The sequence below is a fragment of the Actinokineospora auranticolor genome (assembly GCF_041897805.1).
Taxonomy (GTDB): Bacteria; Actinomycetota; Actinomycetes; order Mycobacteriales; family Pseudonocardiaceae; genus Actinokineospora; species Actinokineospora auranticolor.
On record NZ_CP154825.1, the window covers coordinates 520,623 to 537,048 of the forward strand.

The 16,426-nt window shown below is 70.1% G+C and carries 18 protein-coding genes and 1 riboswitch; of the genes, 12 read left to right on the forward strand and 6 right to left on the reverse strand.

The genetic code is table 11. The annotated features are described in order from the left end of the window. Nucleotide 1: 1 nt before the first annotated feature. The gene (locus tag V5P93_RS02630; protein ID WP_104477651.1) at nucleotides 2-757 is read left to right on the forward strand and encodes a thiazole synthase; all 756 of its coding nucleotides are present in this window, start codon (nucleotides 2-4) and stop codon (nucleotides 755-757) included. A 315-nt stretch (nucleotides 758-1,072) separates the two neighbouring features. Here V5P93_RS02630 and V5P93_RS02635 read toward each other — a convergent pair whose 3' ends face one another. Beyond that, nucleotides 1,073-1,882, reverse strand: coding sequence for a helix-turn-helix transcriptional regulator (locus V5P93_RS02635; protein WP_104477649.1), 810 nt, complete (start codon nucleotides 1,880-1,882; stop codon nucleotides 1,073-1,075). 132 nt (nucleotides 1,883-2,014) lie between these two features. Here V5P93_RS02635 and V5P93_RS02640 point away from each other — a divergent pair, with 132 nt between their 5' ends. The 3 genes from V5P93_RS02640 to V5P93_RS02650 all read left to right on the forward strand — a co-directional run bounded on the left by V5P93_RS02640 (nucleotide 2,015) and on the right by V5P93_RS02650 (nucleotide 3,679). Beyond that, on the forward strand, nucleotides 2,015-2,866 hold the full coding sequence (locus tag V5P93_RS02640; protein WP_104477647.1) for a helix-turn-helix transcriptional regulator: 852 nt from the start codon (nucleotides 2,015-2,017) through the stop codon (nucleotides 2,864-2,866). 131 nt (nucleotides 2,867-2,997) lie between these two features. After that, complete coding sequence (locus V5P93_RS02645) at nucleotides 2,998-3,165, forward strand: DUF397 domain-containing protein (protein WP_104477645.1); 168 nt, start codon at nucleotides 2,998-3,000, stop codon at nucleotides 3,163-3,165. A gap of 76 nt (nucleotides 3,166-3,241) precedes the next feature. Then, a complete protein-coding gene (locus V5P93_RS02650) occupies nucleotides 3,242-3,679 on the forward strand; it encodes a MarR family winged helix-turn-helix transcriptional regulator (protein ID WP_104477643.1) in 438 nt (145 codons plus the stop codon). On the opposite strand, the gene thiD is transcribed toward V5P93_RS02650, so the two are convergent. Further along, entirely contained in the window at nucleotides 3,665-4,507 is an 843-nt protein-coding gene (gene thiD / locus V5P93_RS02655) for a bifunctional hydroxymethylpyrimidine kinase/phosphomethylpyrimidine kinase (RefSeq protein ID WP_104477641.1), read from the reverse strand. The two genes, V5P93_RS02650 and thiD, sit on opposite strands and share 15 nt — an antisense overlap. Continuing rightward, nucleotides 4,507-6,180, reverse strand: a complete 1,674-nt coding sequence (gene thiC / locus V5P93_RS02660; protein WP_104477639.1) for a phosphomethylpyrimidine synthase ThiC — start codon at nucleotides 6,178-6,180, stop codon at nucleotides 4,507-4,509. Before thiC ends, thiD begins: the two co-directional genes overlap by 1 nt. Continuing rightward, nucleotides 6,173-6,303: riboswitch (TPP riboswitch) on the reverse strand. (Overlaps the previous gene by 8 nt.) Nucleotides 6,304-6,351: 48 nt before the next feature. Here thiC and V5P93_RS02665 point away from each other — a divergent pair. Further along, nucleotides 6,352-6,978, forward strand: a complete 627-nt coding sequence (locus tag V5P93_RS02665; protein WP_104477638.1) for a hypothetical protein — start codon at nucleotides 6,352-6,354, stop codon at nucleotides 6,976-6,978. On the opposite strand, the gene V5P93_RS02670 is transcribed toward V5P93_RS02665, so the two are convergent. The 3 genes from V5P93_RS02670 to V5P93_RS02680 form a co-directional block, all read right to left on the reverse strand. Then, entirely contained in the window at nucleotides 6,975-7,571 is a 597-nt protein-coding gene (locus tag V5P93_RS02670; RefSeq protein ID WP_104477636.1) for a LysE family translocator, read from the reverse strand. The genes V5P93_RS02665 and V5P93_RS02670 overlap by 4 nt on opposite strands. 166 nt (nucleotides 7,572-7,737) lie before the next feature. Continuing rightward, the gene (locus V5P93_RS02675) at nucleotides 7,738-8,205 is read right to left on the reverse strand and encodes a transposase (RefSeq protein WP_374066410.1); all 468 of its coding nucleotides are present in this window, start codon (nucleotides 8,203-8,205) and stop codon (nucleotides 7,738-7,740) included. 377 nt (nucleotides 8,206-8,582) lie between these two features. Next, nucleotides 8,583-9,155, reverse strand: coding sequence for a peptide deformylase (locus V5P93_RS02680; RefSeq protein WP_104477634.1), 573 nt, complete (start codon nucleotides 9,153-9,155; stop codon nucleotides 8,583-8,585). A 152-nt stretch (nucleotides 9,156-9,307) separates the two neighbouring features. Here V5P93_RS02680 and V5P93_RS02685 point away from each other — a divergent pair, with 152 nt between their 5' ends. The 7 genes from V5P93_RS02685 to V5P93_RS02715 all read left to right on the forward strand — a co-directional run bounded on the left by V5P93_RS02685 (nucleotide 9,308) and on the right by V5P93_RS02715 (nucleotide 16,426). Continuing rightward, complete coding sequence (locus tag V5P93_RS02685; protein WP_104477632.1) at nucleotides 9,308-9,607, forward strand: DUF3263 domain-containing protein; 300 nt, start codon at nucleotides 9,308-9,310, stop codon at nucleotides 9,605-9,607. Nucleotides 9,608-9,640: 33 nt separating this feature from the next. Then, nucleotides 9,641-10,276 (forward strand): LytR C-terminal domain-containing protein, encoded by a 636-nt coding sequence (locus V5P93_RS02690; protein WP_104477630.1) that lies wholly within the window; start codon nucleotides 9,641-9,643, stop codon nucleotides 10,274-10,276. An 85-nt stretch (nucleotides 10,277-10,361) separates the two neighbouring features. Beyond that, nucleotides 10,362-10,856: a lamin tail domain-containing protein gene (locus tag V5P93_RS02695; protein WP_104477628.1), complete on the forward strand. Its 495-nt coding sequence runs from the start codon at nucleotides 10,362-10,364 to the stop codon at nucleotides 10,854-10,856. Nucleotides 10,857-10,909: 53 nt separating this feature from the next. Next, nucleotides 10,910-11,350: a nuclear transport factor 2 family protein gene (locus V5P93_RS02700; RefSeq protein WP_146107941.1), complete on the forward strand. Its 441-nt coding sequence runs from the start codon at nucleotides 10,910-10,912 to the stop codon at nucleotides 11,348-11,350. 70 nt (nucleotides 11,351-11,420) lie between these two features. Beyond that, on the forward strand, nucleotides 11,421-11,741 hold the full coding sequence (locus V5P93_RS02705; RefSeq protein ID WP_245931099.1) for a helix-turn-helix transcriptional regulator: 321 nt from the start codon (nucleotides 11,421-11,423) through the stop codon (nucleotides 11,739-11,741). Between the two features lie 109 nt (nucleotides 11,742-11,850). Further along, a complete protein-coding gene (locus V5P93_RS02710) occupies nucleotides 11,851-12,471 on the forward strand; it encodes a lamin tail domain-containing protein (RefSeq protein ID WP_245931097.1) in 621 nt (206 codons plus the stop codon). A gap of 181 nt (nucleotides 12,472-12,652) precedes the next feature. Then, the gene (locus tag V5P93_RS02715) at nucleotides 12,653-16,426 is read left to right on the forward strand and encodes a S8 family peptidase (protein WP_104477621.1); all 3,774 of its coding nucleotides are present in this window, start codon (nucleotides 12,653-12,655) and stop codon (nucleotides 16,424-16,426) included.

Here is a 16,426-nt window from a genome sequence, read left to right on the forward strand (position 1 = left end):
CGTGGACGACCCGCTGATCATCGCCGACCGGGAGTACACCTCCCGCCTCATCACCGGAACCGGCGGCGCCGCCAACCTGTCCGTCCTCGAGCGCGCCCTGGTCGCCTCCGGCACCGAACTCACCACGGTGTCCCTCAGACGCGTGGACACCGAAGGCGGCACCGGAGTCCTGGAAATCCTGCGCAGACTAGGCATCGACCCACTGCCCAACACCGCGGGCTGCCGCACCGCCGCCGAAGCCGTACTGACGGCCAAACTCGCCCGCGAGGCCTTGGGCACCAACTGGATCAAACTGGAGGTGATCGCCGACGACCGCACCCTCCTCCCTGATCCCCTGGAACTCCTCGACGCCGCCCAAACCCTGGTGGCAGACGGTTTTGTAGTTCTGCCCTACACCAACGACGACCCGGTCCTGGCCCTCCGCCTGGAGGAGGCGGGCTGCGCGGCGGTCATGCCCCTCGGCTCCCCGATCGGCACCGGCCTGGGCATCCGCAACCAGCACAACATCGAGTTGATCGTCGCCCGCGCAGGCGTCCCGGTCATCCTCGACGCGGGCATCGGCACGGCCTCCGACGCCACCCTCGCCATGGAACTCGGCTGCTCAGCGGTACTGCTGGCGACCGCGGTCACCCGAGCCGCCGACCCGGAGAAGATGGCCACCGCCATGCGCGCCGCGGTCACGGCGGGTCGACTCGCCCGCTCAGCAGGCCGGATCCCCCAACGCTTCTGGGCCCAGGCCTCCAGCCCACCCCGGTAGCTCCCGCTCGTACAGACTCGTAGGCCACCGCGCACCCGGCGGGTCGTAGGTTGTTCTCCACCAACGCGTCCTCAGCCAACGCGTCCTCAACCAGCAGAGCTTCCCCGGCCGCGATCTGCCCCGAACGGACTCCACCGGAAACCGCGACGGCCACTGGTCGACGCCCCGCCCCCGCAACCAGGCAGCCGCCTCCCCGAGCAGGTCGAGCAGGATGTCTTCCTCGCCCGCCAGCGCAGGCCGGATGGTGAGGTCCCCGAACAGCGGCTCGGCCCGATCCAGGATCGCCACACCCAGATGATCCCCTGCCGGTGATCCCTACCGCAGCCGCCGAGCCGTCTCACTGATCAGGGCCAGCGACTCCTCAGGGGACAGCGCGCGTTCCTCGATCGCCCGGCAGTCCTGTTCGTAGCGCTCGACATCCTCGCTGCGGTGCAACCAGACAGAACACTGCCGACCGGTGACGTAGGCGGTCCGCAGGTTGTGCGCGTTGAGCACGCTGAACGACCCGTCGACCCCTGGATGCCACCCGAGCCCGAGCCCGAACACCCGAAGCTCCACAGTGGGCAACCGCGAGACGACAGCCAAGTGCTCAAGCTGCTCGTGTGCCGTGGCGGTACCGCCGATGTGCTGGTTGAGGGCAGGCGCACCGAGGAAGACGCGGAGGTTGACGGGCTGAGCCCCGCTGAGGATCCGGGACCGTTCGCGATGAGTGACCCGGTTGCCACCCGCGGCGGCGATGGCCTCGGCGGTGGCGGGGGTGTGGAGGAGGTCGGGGACGAGCATGGGGGAGACGATGGTGGCTTCTCGGGCGCGCTGCTCGAAGTCGATGTAGGCGTCGTGCTGGGCGAGGCGGTCGTGGGGGTCGGTGGTGAGCCAGGAGGTGTTGTCGGGGTCGCGGGCCAGGCCGGTGGCGTAGTGGAGGGCCTGACCGCGGACGCCCAGGACGCCGAGGATGTAGGTGAGTTGGTCGAGGGCGGGAATGCGTTCGCCGATCTCCCAACGGCACATGGTGGCGGTGTCGCGGCCGATGATGCGGGAGAGGTCCTTGAGGGAGAAGCGCTTCTGGGTGCGGGCTCGCCGGATCACCCGCCCCAGCGCGAACGACTTGGGACTGTTGGTGCCCACTTGGACTCCTCTGCGGGAAGGGGGTCAACCGGAGAATCCCGGTCAAGATGCACCATAAACGTGCACGTGCAGATTGGCCAGCGGAGTCCCCCATCCGGCAGACTGTTGGTCACCTTGAGTGAGTGGAGACCGATGACCCGTCCAAGTCCGACAGCAGCCCGCCGCCAGGTAGGCCGCGCTCTCGTCGAACTACGCGAGGCCGCCGGGCGCACCCGCGAGGACGCGGCCGAGATCCTGGAGTGCTCGCCGTCGAAGATCAGCCGGTTGGAAACCGGTCTGGGTGCGCCATCGGCGGGTGACCTGGCCTTGCTGCTCGACCTCTACCACGCGACCTCTGAACAACGAGCGGAGGTGCAGGACCTCTCCCGCGCCGCGCGTCAACGGCGCCCGCGCACAAACCACGGCGTCGCTGTCCCGGGCTGGTTCCGGCGATATGTCGGCCTTGAAGAGGCTGCTTCTGAGCTGCGCACCTACACGGGTGAACTCATCTCGGGCCAACTTCAGACCGCTGACTACGCCCGGGCGTTGATCAGTTCATACCCGCCCAACCAACCTGCGGATGTGGAGCGGCTTGTTGAGGGGCGCATGGCGCGAGCGGCCATGCTGCACAAACCCGATGCGTTGCATCTCTGGGCGATCATGTCGGAGGCTGCGCTTCGCATCCTGGTGGGTGGTCGTGTCGTGATGCGCGATCAACTTGCGCACCTCCTGGAAATGGCCGAGTTGCCAAGCGTCACGATGCAGATCGTGCCGTTCGGACGCGGAGCGCACCCGGCGATCGGATTCGCCTTCTCTGTGATGCGGTTTCCAGATGGCGGTAACGACGTCGTGTACCTCGAAGAACTGACCCTTGCGAGCTATCTCGACCGTGCCGACGATCCGCAGCGCGAGGCCTACGTGACTGTCTGGGAGAGCACTGTGAAGGCAGCATTGGATGCAAAAGAGTCGGTGCGACTGGTGGACAGTGTGCGGCGGGAACTGTGATGGTCGGTGGGAGTTGAACGCTGGCGGCGCTGCACCTTGCCGGTGTGATCAGCAATAATAGGAACCCCGGCCGGTCCTGCGCATCGCTGTTCGCGCGCTGGTCCGGCCAGTCAAGCGGTAGGAGGTGTTTCATGTCCGACTCGCCTGTACAGGGCTGGCGGAAGTCTTCCCGTTCTGGCAGTAACGGCTGCCAGTGCGTTGAGTTGCACTCGGGTGGCGCGATCCGCGACAGCAAGAACCCCGGCCCGACCCTGCGCGCCGACATCAGCGCGCTTGTCCGGCTGGCCAAGCGCTCGTAGGCCCGTCTCGCCCTCGGCCCTCGGTCGGGGGCGAGGCTGCCCGTTCGGCGACTTCCCGCGACCGTCACAATGAGGTATGACGACAACGGCCGCCGAGTCCGCCGCGGGGGACGTGCCAGCCCGCCTCTACCTCGCCATCGGGCGCCTGTCGCGGGCGCTGCGCCGGTCCGGGGCCCCCGGACTGGGGCACGGCTCCATCTCCGCCCTGTCCACACTGGTCAACTGCGGCGAACTCCGACTCGGTGACCTCGCCACTAAGGAGGGCGTCGCCGCCCCCACCATGTCACGCATCGTGGCCAGTCTGGTCGACTCGGGTTACGTCGTCCGCGAACCGGACCCGGGCGACCGGCGCGCCTGGCTCGTCCGCGCGACCGCCGACGGCGAACGCATCGTCTCCGGCGTCCGCTCCACCCGCGTCCACGAGCTTGGCCGCCGCCTCGACCGCCTCACCCCCGAGGACCGCGACCGCCTCGTCGCCGCCATCCCCGTCCTCGAATCGCTACTCGCCGACTAGGAACTGGTCCGCGTCCGGCAGCCGCCACCGCGGCGACACCGGCCCCACGCCCCCACCCAGCGGGTACGCCGCCCGGACCGACTCGACGATGAACGCCTTCCCCGCGCGCACCGCCGACACCATGTCCGCGCCCTTCGCCAGCGCCGACGTGATCGTCGACGCCAGCGTGTCCCCGCTGCCGTGGGTGTGCCGCACGTCGTAGCGCGGGCCGACGAACTCGGTGAACTCCGAGCCGTCGTACAACAGGTCCAGGCACTCCGGGTCGTCCCACAGGTGCCCGCCCTTGACCAGCACCCACTTCGACCCGTACTCGGCCAGCGCCTTCGCCGCGTCCCGCTGCTCGGCGCGGGACCGAACCTCGATCCCCGTCAGCAACCGAACCTCATCCAGGTTCGGCGTCACCAACGTGGCCCGGGGGAACAGCTCGCCGCGCAACGCGTCCAGCGCGTCGTCGCGCAGCAGCGGGTCGCCGTGCATCGACGCCGACACGGGGTCGACGATCAGCGGCGTCGCACCGCCCAGTCCAATATGGACCTTGTCGCAGGCCGCCGCCACCGCGGAGATGATCTCCGCGGTGGCCAGCATGCCCGTCTTCGCCGCCTGCACGCCGATGTCGGTGGCGACCACCTCGATCTGCGCGGCCACCACCTCCGGCGGGATCGTGTGCACCCCGGTCACCCCGAGGGAATTCTGCACAGTCACCGCCGTGATCGCGGTCATGCCGTGTACCCCGCAGGCGAAGAACGTCCGCAGGTCGGCCTGGATGCCCGCGCCACCACCGGAATCCGATCCGGCGATGGTGAGCGCGCGCGGCGGCGTCGGATTCATCAGTTCTCCTGGCTCCGGTTCTCCTGCCCCACGACCGGAAGGTACACCTTCTTGCCGTGGTCGGCGAACTCCTCGGACATCTCCGCCATGCCCGCCTCGATGGCCTCCACAGAGGACAGTCCACGCTCCTCGGCGTACTTCCGGACGTCCTGCGTGATCTTCATCGAGCAGAACTTCGGCCCGCACATCGAGCAGAAGTGCGCCGTCTTCGCCGGTTCCGCGGGCAGCGTCTCGTCGTGGAACGAGCGCGCGGTGTCCGGGTCGAGCGAGAGGTTGAACTGGTCGGTCCAGCGGAACTCGAAGCGCGCCTTGGACAGCGCGTCGTCGCGCTCCTGCGCGCGGGGGTGGCCCTTGGCCAGGTCCGCCGAGTGCGCGGCGATCTTGTACGTGATCACGCCGACCTTCACGTCATCGCGGTTCGGCAGGCCGAGGTGCTCCTTCGGCGTCACGTAGCACAGCATCGCCGTGCCCAGCCAACCGATCTGCGCCGCGCCGATCGCCGAGGTGATGTGGTCGTAGCCCGGCGCGATGTCCGTCGCGAGTGGACCGAGGGTGTAGAACGGCGCCTCGCCGCACAACTCCTCTTCCAGGCGCACGTTCTCGGCGATCTTGTGCATCGGCACGTGGCCGGGGCCCTCGATCATCACCTGCACGTCGTGCGCGCGGGCGATGTGCGTCAGCTCGCCCAGTGTCCGCAGCTCCGCGAACTGCGCCTCGTCGTTCGCGTCGGCGATCGACCCGGGGCGCAGGCCGTCGCCGAGCGAGAACGTCACGTCGTAGGTGCGCAGGATCTCGCACAGCTCCTCGAAGTGCGTGTAGAGGAAGCTCTCCTTGTGGTGCGCCAGGCACCACGCGGCCATGATCGACCCGCCGCGCGAGACGATGCCGGTGACCCGCTTCGCGGTGAGCGGCACGTACCGCAGCAACACGCCCGCGTGCACGGTCATGTAGTCCACGCCCTGCTCGCACTGCTCGATCACGGTGTCGCGGTAGACCTCCCACGACAGCCGCGTCGGGTCGCCGTCGACCTTCTCCAGCGCTTGGTAGATCGGCACGGTGCCGACGGGGACCGGCGAGTTGCGCATGATCCACTCGCGGGTCTCGTGGATCCGCTTGCCGGTGGACAGGTCCATGATGGTGTCCGCGCCCCAGCGCGTCGCCCACACCATCTTGTCGACCTCGTCCTCGATCGACGACGACACCGCGGAGTTGCCGATGTTGGCGTTGATCTTGACGTGGAACTTCTTGCCGATGATCGCCGGTTCGGACTCGGGGTGGCACCGGTTCACCGGGATCACCGCGCGCCCGATCGCCACCTCCTCGCGCACGAACTCCGGCGTCACGCCCTCGCGCTCGGCGCAGAACCGCATCTCCTTGGTGATGATCCCCGCTTTGGCGTAGGCCAGCTGAGTCACCGCGCCGTTCACCGGTTCCCGCTCGTCGACCCAGGGCTGCCGGAGCTTGTCGAGTCCACTGTGGACGTCGATGGTGGCGGTCGGGTCGGTGTACGGGCCGGAGGTGTCGTAGATGTCGAGGTGTTCGCCGTTGGTCAGCTCGACCCGGCGGGCGGGGACGCGCAGGCCGTCCGCGGTGTCCCGGTAGACCTTGTGGGATCCGGAGATCGGCCCGGTGGTGACGGTGGGCCGCACGGAACGGTCGTCAAGAGCGGTCACGAAAGATCCTCCCTACGCCGGCATTACCCGGTCAGGTTCATCGGTCGGCGGCACCGGGTCCGTGTGACTGGACACCAGCCGCCCTCTCAGCCCGCCATGGCGCGAGCTCCCGCGGTTTCGGTATTCGGTTGTCCCGGCTGACCCTAGCCGGTGAGCCACTATGGTTCCACCATGCCGCTGCCGTACCCGCCCGGAGCCAGGGCCCTGGCCCGACCGCCCGCGGTGGAGCCGTGCCCGGCCTGCCGAGCGCCCCTGGGACGCGGCTACCCGACCTGCCTGACCTGCGCGGACAAGGTCGACGCGCACTGGCAGGCGGACTGGGTGGCGCTGCTCGCCGCCACCGGCCCCGACGCCGACGAACGAGACCTGGCCACCACCGTCCTCCGCGCCACCCCCGGCACCCACCCCTGGACCTGCACCGACTGGGCCATGCGGCTGCTGCCCTGCCCGGCCTGCCGGTCCGAACTGGGCACCGGCCCGTCCTGCGTGCACTGCGCGAAGTCCGACCAGGCGCGCTGGGTGTGGGACCACACGGCCCCGGCGGGCGCGATAACGGCGAACGAGCACACCCTGCGCCTCGCGGTGGCGGCCCTGCGCGGGGCCGACCACCACCGGGACAACATCCTGGCGTACTGGCGGCTCACCCTGCCGTTCCTGCTGGTAGGTGAGGTCCCGACGCCGGTGGAGGCGAGCCGGATCCGAGTCCACCTGCTCGCGGGCCTGGGTGAGGACCTGGCCGAAGCAGGCAGCCTGGCCGAGATGTCGACCCTGACCCCCCTCCCGTGGCGCTCGGCCTAACTGGTCACGGCCAGCTTCACCCCGAGCCCGATCAACACGGCCCCGGACGTCCGCTCAAGCCGAACGCGGTGCCTGCGCAGCCACCCCATGACGCGGTTGAGCAGGGCGATGATCAGCAGGTACCAGCCGGTGTCGATCACCACCCAGAGCGCGGCGAGGGTGATCAGCGCGCCCCGGCCCGCACCGGGCTCGACGAACTGCGGCAGGAACGAGATCGCGAACACGGCGAGCTTGGGGTTGGCCAGGTTGACCAGCAGCCCGGCCCGGAACCCGGAGCCACTGGTCGGCACCTCGGGCTCATCCGGCTCATGCCTCCCGAAGAGCGCCTTCACCCCGAACCAGACGAGCACGGCCACACCAACGACCCGAAGCCCCTGGTAGGCCACCTCGGAAGCCACCAACAACACCGACAACCCCAACGCCGCGGCGACGGCCCAGACAGCGACGCCGACCTCCATCCCCGCCACCGTGGCGAGCGCTCCCCGACGGCCGCCGCGGATCGACTGTCGCAGCAGCATCGCCGTACCCACGCCGGGGACCATGGCGAGGATCAGGGAGGCCAACAGGAACGCGAGGAAGCCGGACCAGGTCATACCCGCAGATGATGCGCCCACCAGCCCGAACCGGCCATCGGATTTCCCCCGCCCCGGTGACCCCCACCCCGCCACCAACCAACCGCAAGCTCGACGACTCTCACCAGCCGTCCGCTCGGGCATCCGCAGCCCCGCCCTCCTCCGGGGGTAGCTCTGCTCCAGAGTGCTATTCATATGTCCTACCGGACGAGTCGGTAGAACTCGAGTGTTGTGATGATCCGAATGATCGCGGGGAACTCTCGATATGGCCCTCTATATCGGGTGAGACCATTTTCCAGTGTTTGACGTGGGCGATGCATCGTTCGACCGTGGCTCGTCTGGCCGCTCGCCGATCGTGGGTGGATCCCTTGGTCGGCGTCGAGATGGCCAGGAGTTGTCCGTCGAGGTCGGACATGACCTGGACGTTCGGTCCGGATCGGCGCCCTGTGTCGGAGTGGTCGTCCCGGTGACCAGCGCGGTCGCCGGTGGGGAGTGGGGTGCCGTCGATGATCCCTACGCGGCCGGTCAGCACGCCGGGAAAGGGCGGGACGTGAAGGCATGACGCTTGGTCGATCAGTGGAAGGAACCGGCGGAAGACGCGCGAGACGGTGGATTGGTTCACGCCGACGAGGTCGGCCGCGACCGTGTGGCTCATGTTCTGGCGGGCCGATGTCAACGTGAGTACCACCGACCTGAACACGCCCAGGAGTGGGCGTCGACCACGCGCCGAATCGGCGCCGATGATCTGATGTGCACGGGAGACCAACTCCACGATCCGACCTCGATCAAGCCCCGTAGCAGACTGATACCGCAACGGCCCCACCTGTAGGTCGGATTCTGCGAGAGGAACCCAATTCTACCGGCTGGGGCCGTTGTCCTTTTCAGCGGAGATCAACCCTGTGAATAGCGCTTCCAGTCTATCGGCGTTGGACCAGCGGGAAGGGGCGCGCGAAACCCTGTGGACAACCCAAGCCCATGTGGACAACGGGTCTAGACCAAAGCGCTGATCTTCGCGGCCGGAGAAGGCAGAGGTCAGGAGGCGAAGGGGTCCTCGCTGTTGGCCGGGTCCCATTCGTTGCCCGGTACGCCCCACTTGTTCGCCTTGATCATCCGCTTCGCTTCTTTGGTGTGGCGGCCGGTCAGGCGGTCCAGGTAGAGGTAGCCGTCGAGGTGGTCGGTCTCGTGTTGGAGGCAGCGGGCGAAGAAGCCAGTGCCCTCCACCTCGATCGCGTTCCCCTCGATGTCCTGCCCGACCACCTTCGCCCACGCCGCGCGGCCGGTCGGGAAGGTCTCGCCCGGGACCGACAGGCAGCCCTCGAAGTCGTCGTCCGGGTCGGGCATGCCCTCGGGGATCTCCGAGGTGGTCAGCACCGGGTTCACCACCAGCCCCCGGTGCACCACGCCCTCGTCGTCGGGGCAGTCGTAGACGAACAGCCGCAGGTCCACGCCGATCTGGTTGGCGGCCAGGCCGACACCGTGGGCCGCGGCCATGGTCTCGAACATGTCCTCGACCAGCACCTTGAGCTCGTCGTCGAACCGCTCGACCGGCTTGGTGGGGTGGTGCAGCACCGGGTCGCCGACGATCCGGATCGGGTGAACTGTCATGGGTCCAGGGTAGTTAGGACAGCGCCGGGACGCGCCGCCGACGTGACGATCACATCCGGTGGTGACGTGGTGTAATGGCGCGGGCGGGTCACCGACTCAGGTGATCTTCGTCCGGACGAGCGCGGAGCCGACCGTGAGGCGAGGAAGACTAGATGGACGCCGCTGAGATGCCCTCCGGGCCCGAGCAGCCGCCCGGCGCCGGGCTCAGCGAGCGCGAGCGGGCGATCCTGGCCTTCGAACGGCAGTGGTGGAAGTACGCGGGCGCCAAGGACCAGGCGATCCGGGAGCTGTTCGAGATGTCGAGCACGCGCTACTACCAGGTGCTCAACGAGCTGATCGAGAAGACCGAGGCCCTGGCGGCCGACCCGATGCTGGTCAAGCGCCTGCGCCGGATGCGCGCCACCCGCCAGCGCGCCCGCTCCGCCCGCCGCCTCGGGATCGACCCCAGGTGAACCCCGTCCCCTTGCGACACGAGGAACCGCGCGATGACGACTGACCCCGGAGGCTCGGCCCGCACCGGTCGGGTCGTTGGCCTGACCCTCCTCGCGGTCGCCGCGGCCTCGGCGGTGATCGGTGTGATCACCCTGCTCGACGGCGACGACACCGGCGGCGGCCAGGCGGCCACCACCCCGCCCGCGGTGACCACGACCACCGCCCTGCCCATCCCGCCGAGCGGCGACCTGACCACCTCGGTGCCCACCCCGTCGAAGCCCGCGACCACGGCGCCCACCACGACCTCGGCACCGGCCAACCCCACGACGAACCCCCCGGCGGGCACCCCCACCCAGCAGCCGACGCAGCCGGGCCAGCAGCCCGGCGCCCCGACCGAGCCGTTGCGCGTCTACAACAACAGCACCATCGAGGGCCTGGCCCACCGCGCCGCCAACGATCTGGCCGCCAAGGGCTGGCAGATCACCCAGGTCGGCGCCTACCGCGGTCTCATCCCCCACACGACGGTGTTCTACGAGCCCGGCACGAGCCAGGAAGCCGCCGCGCACAAGCTGGGCGACGAGTACGGCTTCCAGGTGGAGCCGCGCTTCGACGGCATCAAGGACGCCAGCCCCGGCCTGATCCTCATCGTCACCAAGGACTACGGAACCACCCGGGACAACAACAAGTAGTCCCGGTCCGGGAGCGCCGTTGGGCGGTATCCGGACGGGTTATTGGCCCCTGACCCCGGCGACCGCGCCGCGCGAGACTGTTCGCATGTTCGCCCTGAGCCGCGAGGCCGCCGTCGTCACCGTCCTGGGATCGTTGCTCGTCGGGCCCGGGGCCATCCCGGTGAAGCTGCACGGCACCCGGCCCGCGGGTCCCGCGGGCTACGCCGACCTGCACAACACGTCGTCGCGCGAACTCGACCTGAGCGGCTGGACGGTGCAGTCCTGCGCGGGGAGGCAGATCACGGACCTGGCCGTGCTGCCCGACAGCACCCGACTCGAACCCGGCGCGCACTACGTCATCGCGGGCCTCGACTTCGGGGGCACCGCCGACCTGTACGTCGGCGAGGTCGCGGGCGACGGCTACCGGCTCTTGGCCGCCGACGGCTCGGTGGTCGACCGGGTCGCGGTGTCACCGCAGTCGCCGTGCCGCGAGGCCGAGCACGCGCCGGACTGCGGCGGCTGGGCGCTGAGCCGCGACGCCACGAGCACCGACACGGACAACAACCGGCGTGACTTCGCCTGCGCACTGCCACTGGGGTGACGGTCCACTCCGAGCACGTGGACCGTCCGCGGCCCGACGAGCCGGGTGAACCCGTGAGCGGCTCCCGGGACACCGTCATGCTGGCCATGCAGCGGCTGGTGTCCCGTTGGGCGGTGCGCGACGCGCTCGGCGCCAGCAGGCTCTTCGCCGACACCGTCGACCTGTGGGTCTCGCCGATCCCGCGCGCCCCGTGGCCCCGCGCCGCGGCCAACCCGCGCGAAGTGGAGTCCTTCTTCATCGCCGTCACCGCCGCCGTCGAACCGGTCCGCATCACCGCGCGCGGCCTGGTGGTGGACCGATCGGCGGCGGTGTTCATGGGCCGAATGCGGGCCAGGGTCCCCGCCGGTGGACCGCTGGTCGACCACGACTTCGTGCTCTCCATCGCCGTCGACGGCGACCTGATCAGGCAGTTCCGGCTCTACCTCGACACCCGATTGCTGGACGCGGCATTCGCCGGTCGGAATGCCCGCCATATTCCCCGGGTATCACCGTGATGCTTTGTCTGAAAGCACGGTGAGTGCCGGCAGTATCGCCGTGTCACATCCCGATGAGAAAGGCGGAGCTGTGCGTCGAGAACCACAGGACGCGTCCCGGGAGCGAAGACTGGCGCCGATCAGCGAGGTGTTGCCGCGGCTGCGGCGCGAGCAGGGCCTGACCCAGGACGACCTGGCGACCAGGCTGCTGGAGGTGTCCGGGAACGAGGCCATCACCCGAGAGGCCGTATCCCGGTGGGAGCGGGGGAAGCGGATACCTGGCCCGTACTGGCGGGACTGGCTGGGGCAGGTGCTGGAGGTGCCGCGCCCCGACCTCGACCTGGCCGCGGCGTCGGCGCGCCGGGACAGGCACGCCGACCATCGTGGTCTCGTCGGATTGTCCGGCCGGTAATGCGGAATTGGCCCCTTACTCCGGGGCTCGCAACTGCGGCATTGTTGGTGTCACTGGGAACTGTCGATCCCGGTTCCGAGAATCCAACAACCATTCGAAAGGTTTTCCCATGCGTCGATTCCTGACCGCCGCCGTGATCACCGCCACCCTGGCAAGCGGCGCCGCCGTGGCCCTCTCCTCGGTCGCCACCGCGGCACCGGACAGCGCCCCCCTGGTGTCGTCGACCGTGCTGGTCAACGAGGTCGCGACCCGCGGGCCGAACGGGGCGCAGGACGAGTTCGTCGAGATCCGCAACGTCAGCCTCAACTACATCGACCTGTCCAACTACGTGCTGCGCGTCTACAGCTCCACGAACGTGCTGGTCGACACCATCCCGCTCATGGGGATCCAGCTGGCGCCCCGGAGCAACCCCGGTGAGTTCGTGACGCTGCTCGGCCCGAACTTCTCCGGCACCGCCGACGGCCAGACGCTGCCGTACGCCATCCCCGGCCTCGTCGGCATCCCCGACAACGGCGGCGTGGCGATCTACTCCGTCGGTGGCGCGAAGGTGGACGGAGTGGCCTTCTCCGCGGGCGCGAACAACGCTCGCGAAGGTGCCGCGGCGCTGTCGCAGGTCACCGTGGACGACCAGCTGGCCGCGGCCAACGGCCGTGACGTGGTCAGCTCCGACACCGACAACAACCAGCTCAACTTCAGCAGGCACGTGCGGACGCCCGGCGCCCTGAACTGACGTCGAGTCCGTCCGGCGCGTCCGGTGGGCGACCCCCGCACCGGACGCCACGGGCCCCGACCGCGATCGCGGTCGGGGCCCGTGGCGGCTTGTCGCCGACGGCGACTTGCCGCCGTGGTGAACCGTTTACCAACTGCGCACGTCGGCTCATCCTCGGACAAACCCTGTTCGAGGAGGCCACATGCCCCCCTTCTTGCGTCTCGGTACCGCGGTCGCCCTTGTCGCCACCGCGGTCACCTACTACGGCGCCGCACCCGCCCAAGCAGCCCCACCTGATCGGCCCGCCGCCGCGGCGGGCACGCGGATCACGCTGATCACCGGTGACGTCGTCGACTACCGGGAGTCGGACGGCACGGTCCGGGTGGAGCCCGCGACCCGCGCCGACGGCACCAGCCCGACGTTCACCACGATGTCCACATCGGACGGTGTGTTCGTCTACCCGTCGGACGCGGTCGGGTTGGTGACTTCCCACAAACTGGACCCCGAGCTGTTCAACGTCCGCACCCTGCTGCACGACGGCAGGCAGGACACCGCCACCGGCGCCATCCCGGTGATCGCCCGCCCCGACGGCCGCCCGACCTCGCTGGTGCCCAGCGTCCGGCTCGCGCACGCGCTGGCCGTGAAGGTCGACAAGACCCGCGCGCCGCAGTTCTGGCGGTCGCTGACCACCGACACCCTCGGCGTCGCGGAGGTCTCCCTCGACCGCAAGGTCGAGGTCGCGCTCGACCGCAGCACCCGCCAGGTCGGCGCGCCCGCCGCCTGGGACCTCGGGTTCGACGGCACCGGGACCAGGGTCGCGGTCGTGGACACCGGCATCGACGAGACGCACCCCGACCTCGAGGGTCGGGTAGCGGCCAAGGCGGACTTCAGCCCCGACGGCGATGGTGAGGACCACTACGGTCACGGCACGCACGTCGCCTCGATCCTCGCGGGCACCGGCAAGGCGTCCGACGGCCGCTACCGCGGCATGGCCCCCGGCGCGACCCTGGTCTCGGCGAAGGTGTTCGACGGCACCGGGACCGGCGACATGTCGCAGGTCATGGCGGGCGTGGAGTGGGCCGTGGCGCAGAAGGTCAAGGTCGTCAACATGAGCCTCGGCGCCGGGATCACCGACGGCACCGACCCGCTCAGCGAACTCGTCGACCGCCTCTCGGCGGAGACCGGCACGCTGTTCGTGGTCGCCGCGGGCAACTACGGCTCGGCGGACCGCGCGATCAGCACCCCCGGTGCCGCCGCGTCGGCGCTCACCGTCGGCGCGGTCGACCGCGAGGACAAGCTGGCCTGGTTCAGCAGCCGCGGCCCCCGCCTGCGGGACGCCTTGGTCAAACCCGAGATCGTGGCACCGGGCGTGGGCATCGTGGCGGCGCGCGCGGCGGGCACGTCGATGGGCGACCCCGTCGACGACTCCTACACCGCGGCCGAGGGCACCTCCATGGCCACGCCGCACGTCGCGGGCGCGGCCCTGCTGCTGGCCCAGCAGCACCCGGACTGGACGGGGCAGACCATCAAGAACGCGCTGGTCTCCACCGCGGCCGACGTGGGCGCGAAGTGGTACGAGCAGGGCGCGGGCAGACTCGACGTGGCGCGCGCCGTGCGGCAGTCGGCGACCGGGCTGGCGTCGGCGAGCTTCGGCAAGGTCGACGGTGGCGACTCGACCAGCCGCACGATGACCTTCACCAACAACGGTTCGACGGCGAAGACGCTCGCGCTCGACCTCGGTGTGCAGTCGTGGGACGGCAAGCCGATGCCGAAGAACGAGATGGTCCTGGGTGCCAAGGCGGTCGCGGTCGCGCCGCGCTCCACGGTGCCGGTGACCGTCACGGTCAACCCCGAGGTGGGCCCGGACGGTGTCTACGGCGGCACGGTCGTGGCCACCACGAGCGACGGGGAGTCCGTCCGGACCCCGGTGAGCACGTACAACGCCCCGGACCTGTTCCCGGTCTCGGTGCGCGTGCTGGACTCGGCCGGTCGGCCCGCCCAGCAGACGGTGGTCCAGCTCATCGACGACGCCCTCGGCACGTCCCGGCCCAACGACCCGTTCCTGGCCGACCTCACCTACGCCGTGGACCTCGTCGACGGCGAGGGCAGCGTGCAGTTGCCGTTCGGCACGTACTCCGCGCTGGGCTCGGTGACCGAGCGCGGCGTCGCGGTGCGGCGCTGGACCGGGCTGAGCGCGCCGGAAGTGCGGGTCGACAAGGCCACCACCATCACCCTCGACGCGCGGTCCGCCGTGCCCGTGGAGATCGGTACCACGGTGCCCACCGACCAGCGGGACCGCACGGTGGCCCTGCGCCGCGTGCTGCCCGCGATGGCCGGTCGCGATGGCTACATCACCGAGGTCGGCACCAGTGCCGGGCCGAGCGGTACCGAGGTCCGCGTGACGCCGTCGGCTCCGGCCAAGGTCGGGGCGATCAGCCTCCAAGACCACGCGACGCTCGGCACGGCCGCGGTTGACATGGTGGTGGCGGGACAGCGGTACACGCCGACCTACGACGTCCCCACGGTGACCTCGACCTGGCCGGGTGGCCACGAGGTCCCGGTCGTCGCGCCGGGTGCCGCCGACGCCAAGGGCAAGGCGGTGCTGGCCAAGATCGCCGTGCCGCCGAACGCGCCCGACCCGGTCGCCGCGGTCAACCAGGCGACTTCGGCCGCCGCCCAGGCCGCGGCCAAGGCGGGGGCGGCGGCGCTGGTCACCTACGTCGACGCGCCGGGCGCGCTCCCGGTGGCGCTCACCGCGCCGCCGCTGCCGGTGTTCGCCCTGGGCAACGCCGAGGGGGAACGGTTGCGGGCCGCGACCGGGCCGCTGACGATCACCGTGCGGCCCGCGCCGGACGCGATGTTCAACCTCGACGTGCTCGACCGCAACGGGGTGCCCAAGCAGCACTCGCGCACACTGCGGCCGGACCAGCTCGTCGCGACCCGGACCACCTACCACGCCGACCAGCCCGGCGTGACCGCGCAGAAGACCTACTACGCCTTCCCCAACGGCCTGTGGAAGACGCAGTTCAACCAGGCCGTGCGCATCCCGGTGCCGGGTAGCTGGACCGAGTACACCGGCCCGGGTGACCCGGGGGTGGTGTGGAAGCGGGTGGTGACCGAGATGGCGAACCGCGCCGCGCTGTCGATGAACCAGCTCAACACCTACCAGCCGACCGAACGGACCCGGCCGGACGAGCACTGGTTCGCCGCGCCGCTGCGCGCCACCGCCGCGCAGCTCGGTCCGGACCACCCGGCGCGGTACCCGGCCGCGGAAGGCCGGTGGCGGGTGCTGTGCTCGAACTGCCGGGAGGGCGACCTGTTCACCCCGGCTCTACAGTGGACAGACGGCACCGGGTACGTGGGTCCGTACGAGAACGCGAAGTACTTCACCACTACCACGGCCCGGCTCTTCCGCGGCACCGAGGAGATCAAGCCGCTGCCGGAGGACATGGCGCTGTTCCCCAGGTTCCCGTTGCTGCCCCAGAGTGCGGTTTACCGGCTCGATGTCACAGACGCGCTCGCGGGGCCCGGTCAGAACGGGGCGCCGAGCACGCCGTTGCTCGCGCACGCGACCAGGACGGACACGTCGTGGACGTTCACCTCGGCGCCGTCGACGGTCGAACCCCCGTCCGGCTACTCCTGCCTGCACGGCACGAAGTGCGCGTTCCAGCCGCTCATCCAGCTCGACTACCGGCTGGGCCTGTCCCCGGACAACACGCTGACCGCGCGCACCTTCGACGTGGCCGCCGCGCAACCGCTCGGCGCGCGCAACGCGGGCTCGGTGGCCTGGGTCCGGGTGGCCACGTCGACCGACGGGAAGACCTGGCAGGACGCGCAGGTCAAGCCGTCTGGCGGCGGTGTCTGGACCGTTACGGCACCGCGGACCACCGGTGACGTGTGGCTGCGCACCGAGGCCCGGGACAGCCTCGGCAACACCGTTGTGCAGACCGTGCAGAAGGCCTACCGCGCGGGATGA

Coding starts and splice junctions, on each gene's coding strand:
- V5P93_RS02640 (WP_104477647.1), top strand. CDS start 2,015: ATGACCCGTCCAAGTCCGACAGCAGCCCGCCGCCAGGTAGGCCGCGCT.
- V5P93_RS02645 (WP_104477645.1), top strand. CDS start 2,998: ATGTCCGACTCGCCTGTACAGGGCTGGCGGAAGTCTTCCCGTTCTGGC.
- V5P93_RS02650 (WP_104477643.1), top strand. CDS start 3,242: ATGACGACAACGGCCGCCGAGTCCGCCGCGGGGGACGTGCCAGCCCGC.
- thiD (WP_104477641.1), bottom strand. CDS start 4,507: ATGAATCCGACGCCGCCGCGCGCGCTCACCATCGCCGGATCGGATTCC.
- V5P93_RS02665 (WP_104477638.1), top strand. CDS start 6,352: ATGCCGCTGCCGTACCCGCCCGGAGCCAGGGCCCTGGCCCGACCGCCC.
- V5P93_RS02670 (WP_104477636.1), bottom strand. CDS start 7,571: ATGACCTGGTCCGGCTTCCTCGCGTTCCTGTTGGCCTCCCTGATCCTC.
- V5P93_RS02675 (WP_374066410.1), bottom strand. CDS start 8,205: ATGAGCCACACGGTCGCGGCCGACCTCGTCGGCGTGAACCAATCCACC.
- V5P93_RS02680 (WP_104477634.1), bottom strand. CDS start 9,155: ATGACAGTTCACCCGATCCGGATCGTCGGCGACCCGGTGCTGCACCAC.
- V5P93_RS02685 (WP_104477632.1), top strand. CDS start 9,308: ATGGACGCCGCTGAGATGCCCTCCGGGCCCGAGCAGCCGCCCGGCGCC.
- V5P93_RS02690 (WP_104477630.1), top strand. CDS start 9,641: ATGACGACTGACCCCGGAGGCTCGGCCCGCACCGGTCGGGTCGTTGGC.
- V5P93_RS02695 (WP_104477628.1), top strand. CDS start 10,362: ATGTTCGCCCTGAGCCGCGAGGCCGCCGTCGTCACCGTCCTGGGATCG.
- V5P93_RS02710 (WP_245931097.1), top strand. CDS start 11,851: ATGCGTCGATTCCTGACCGCCGCCGTGATCACCGCCACCCTGGCAAGC.
- V5P93_RS02715 (WP_104477621.1), top strand. CDS start 12,653: ATGCCCCCCTTCTTGCGTCTCGGTACCGCGGTCGCCCTTGTCGCCACC.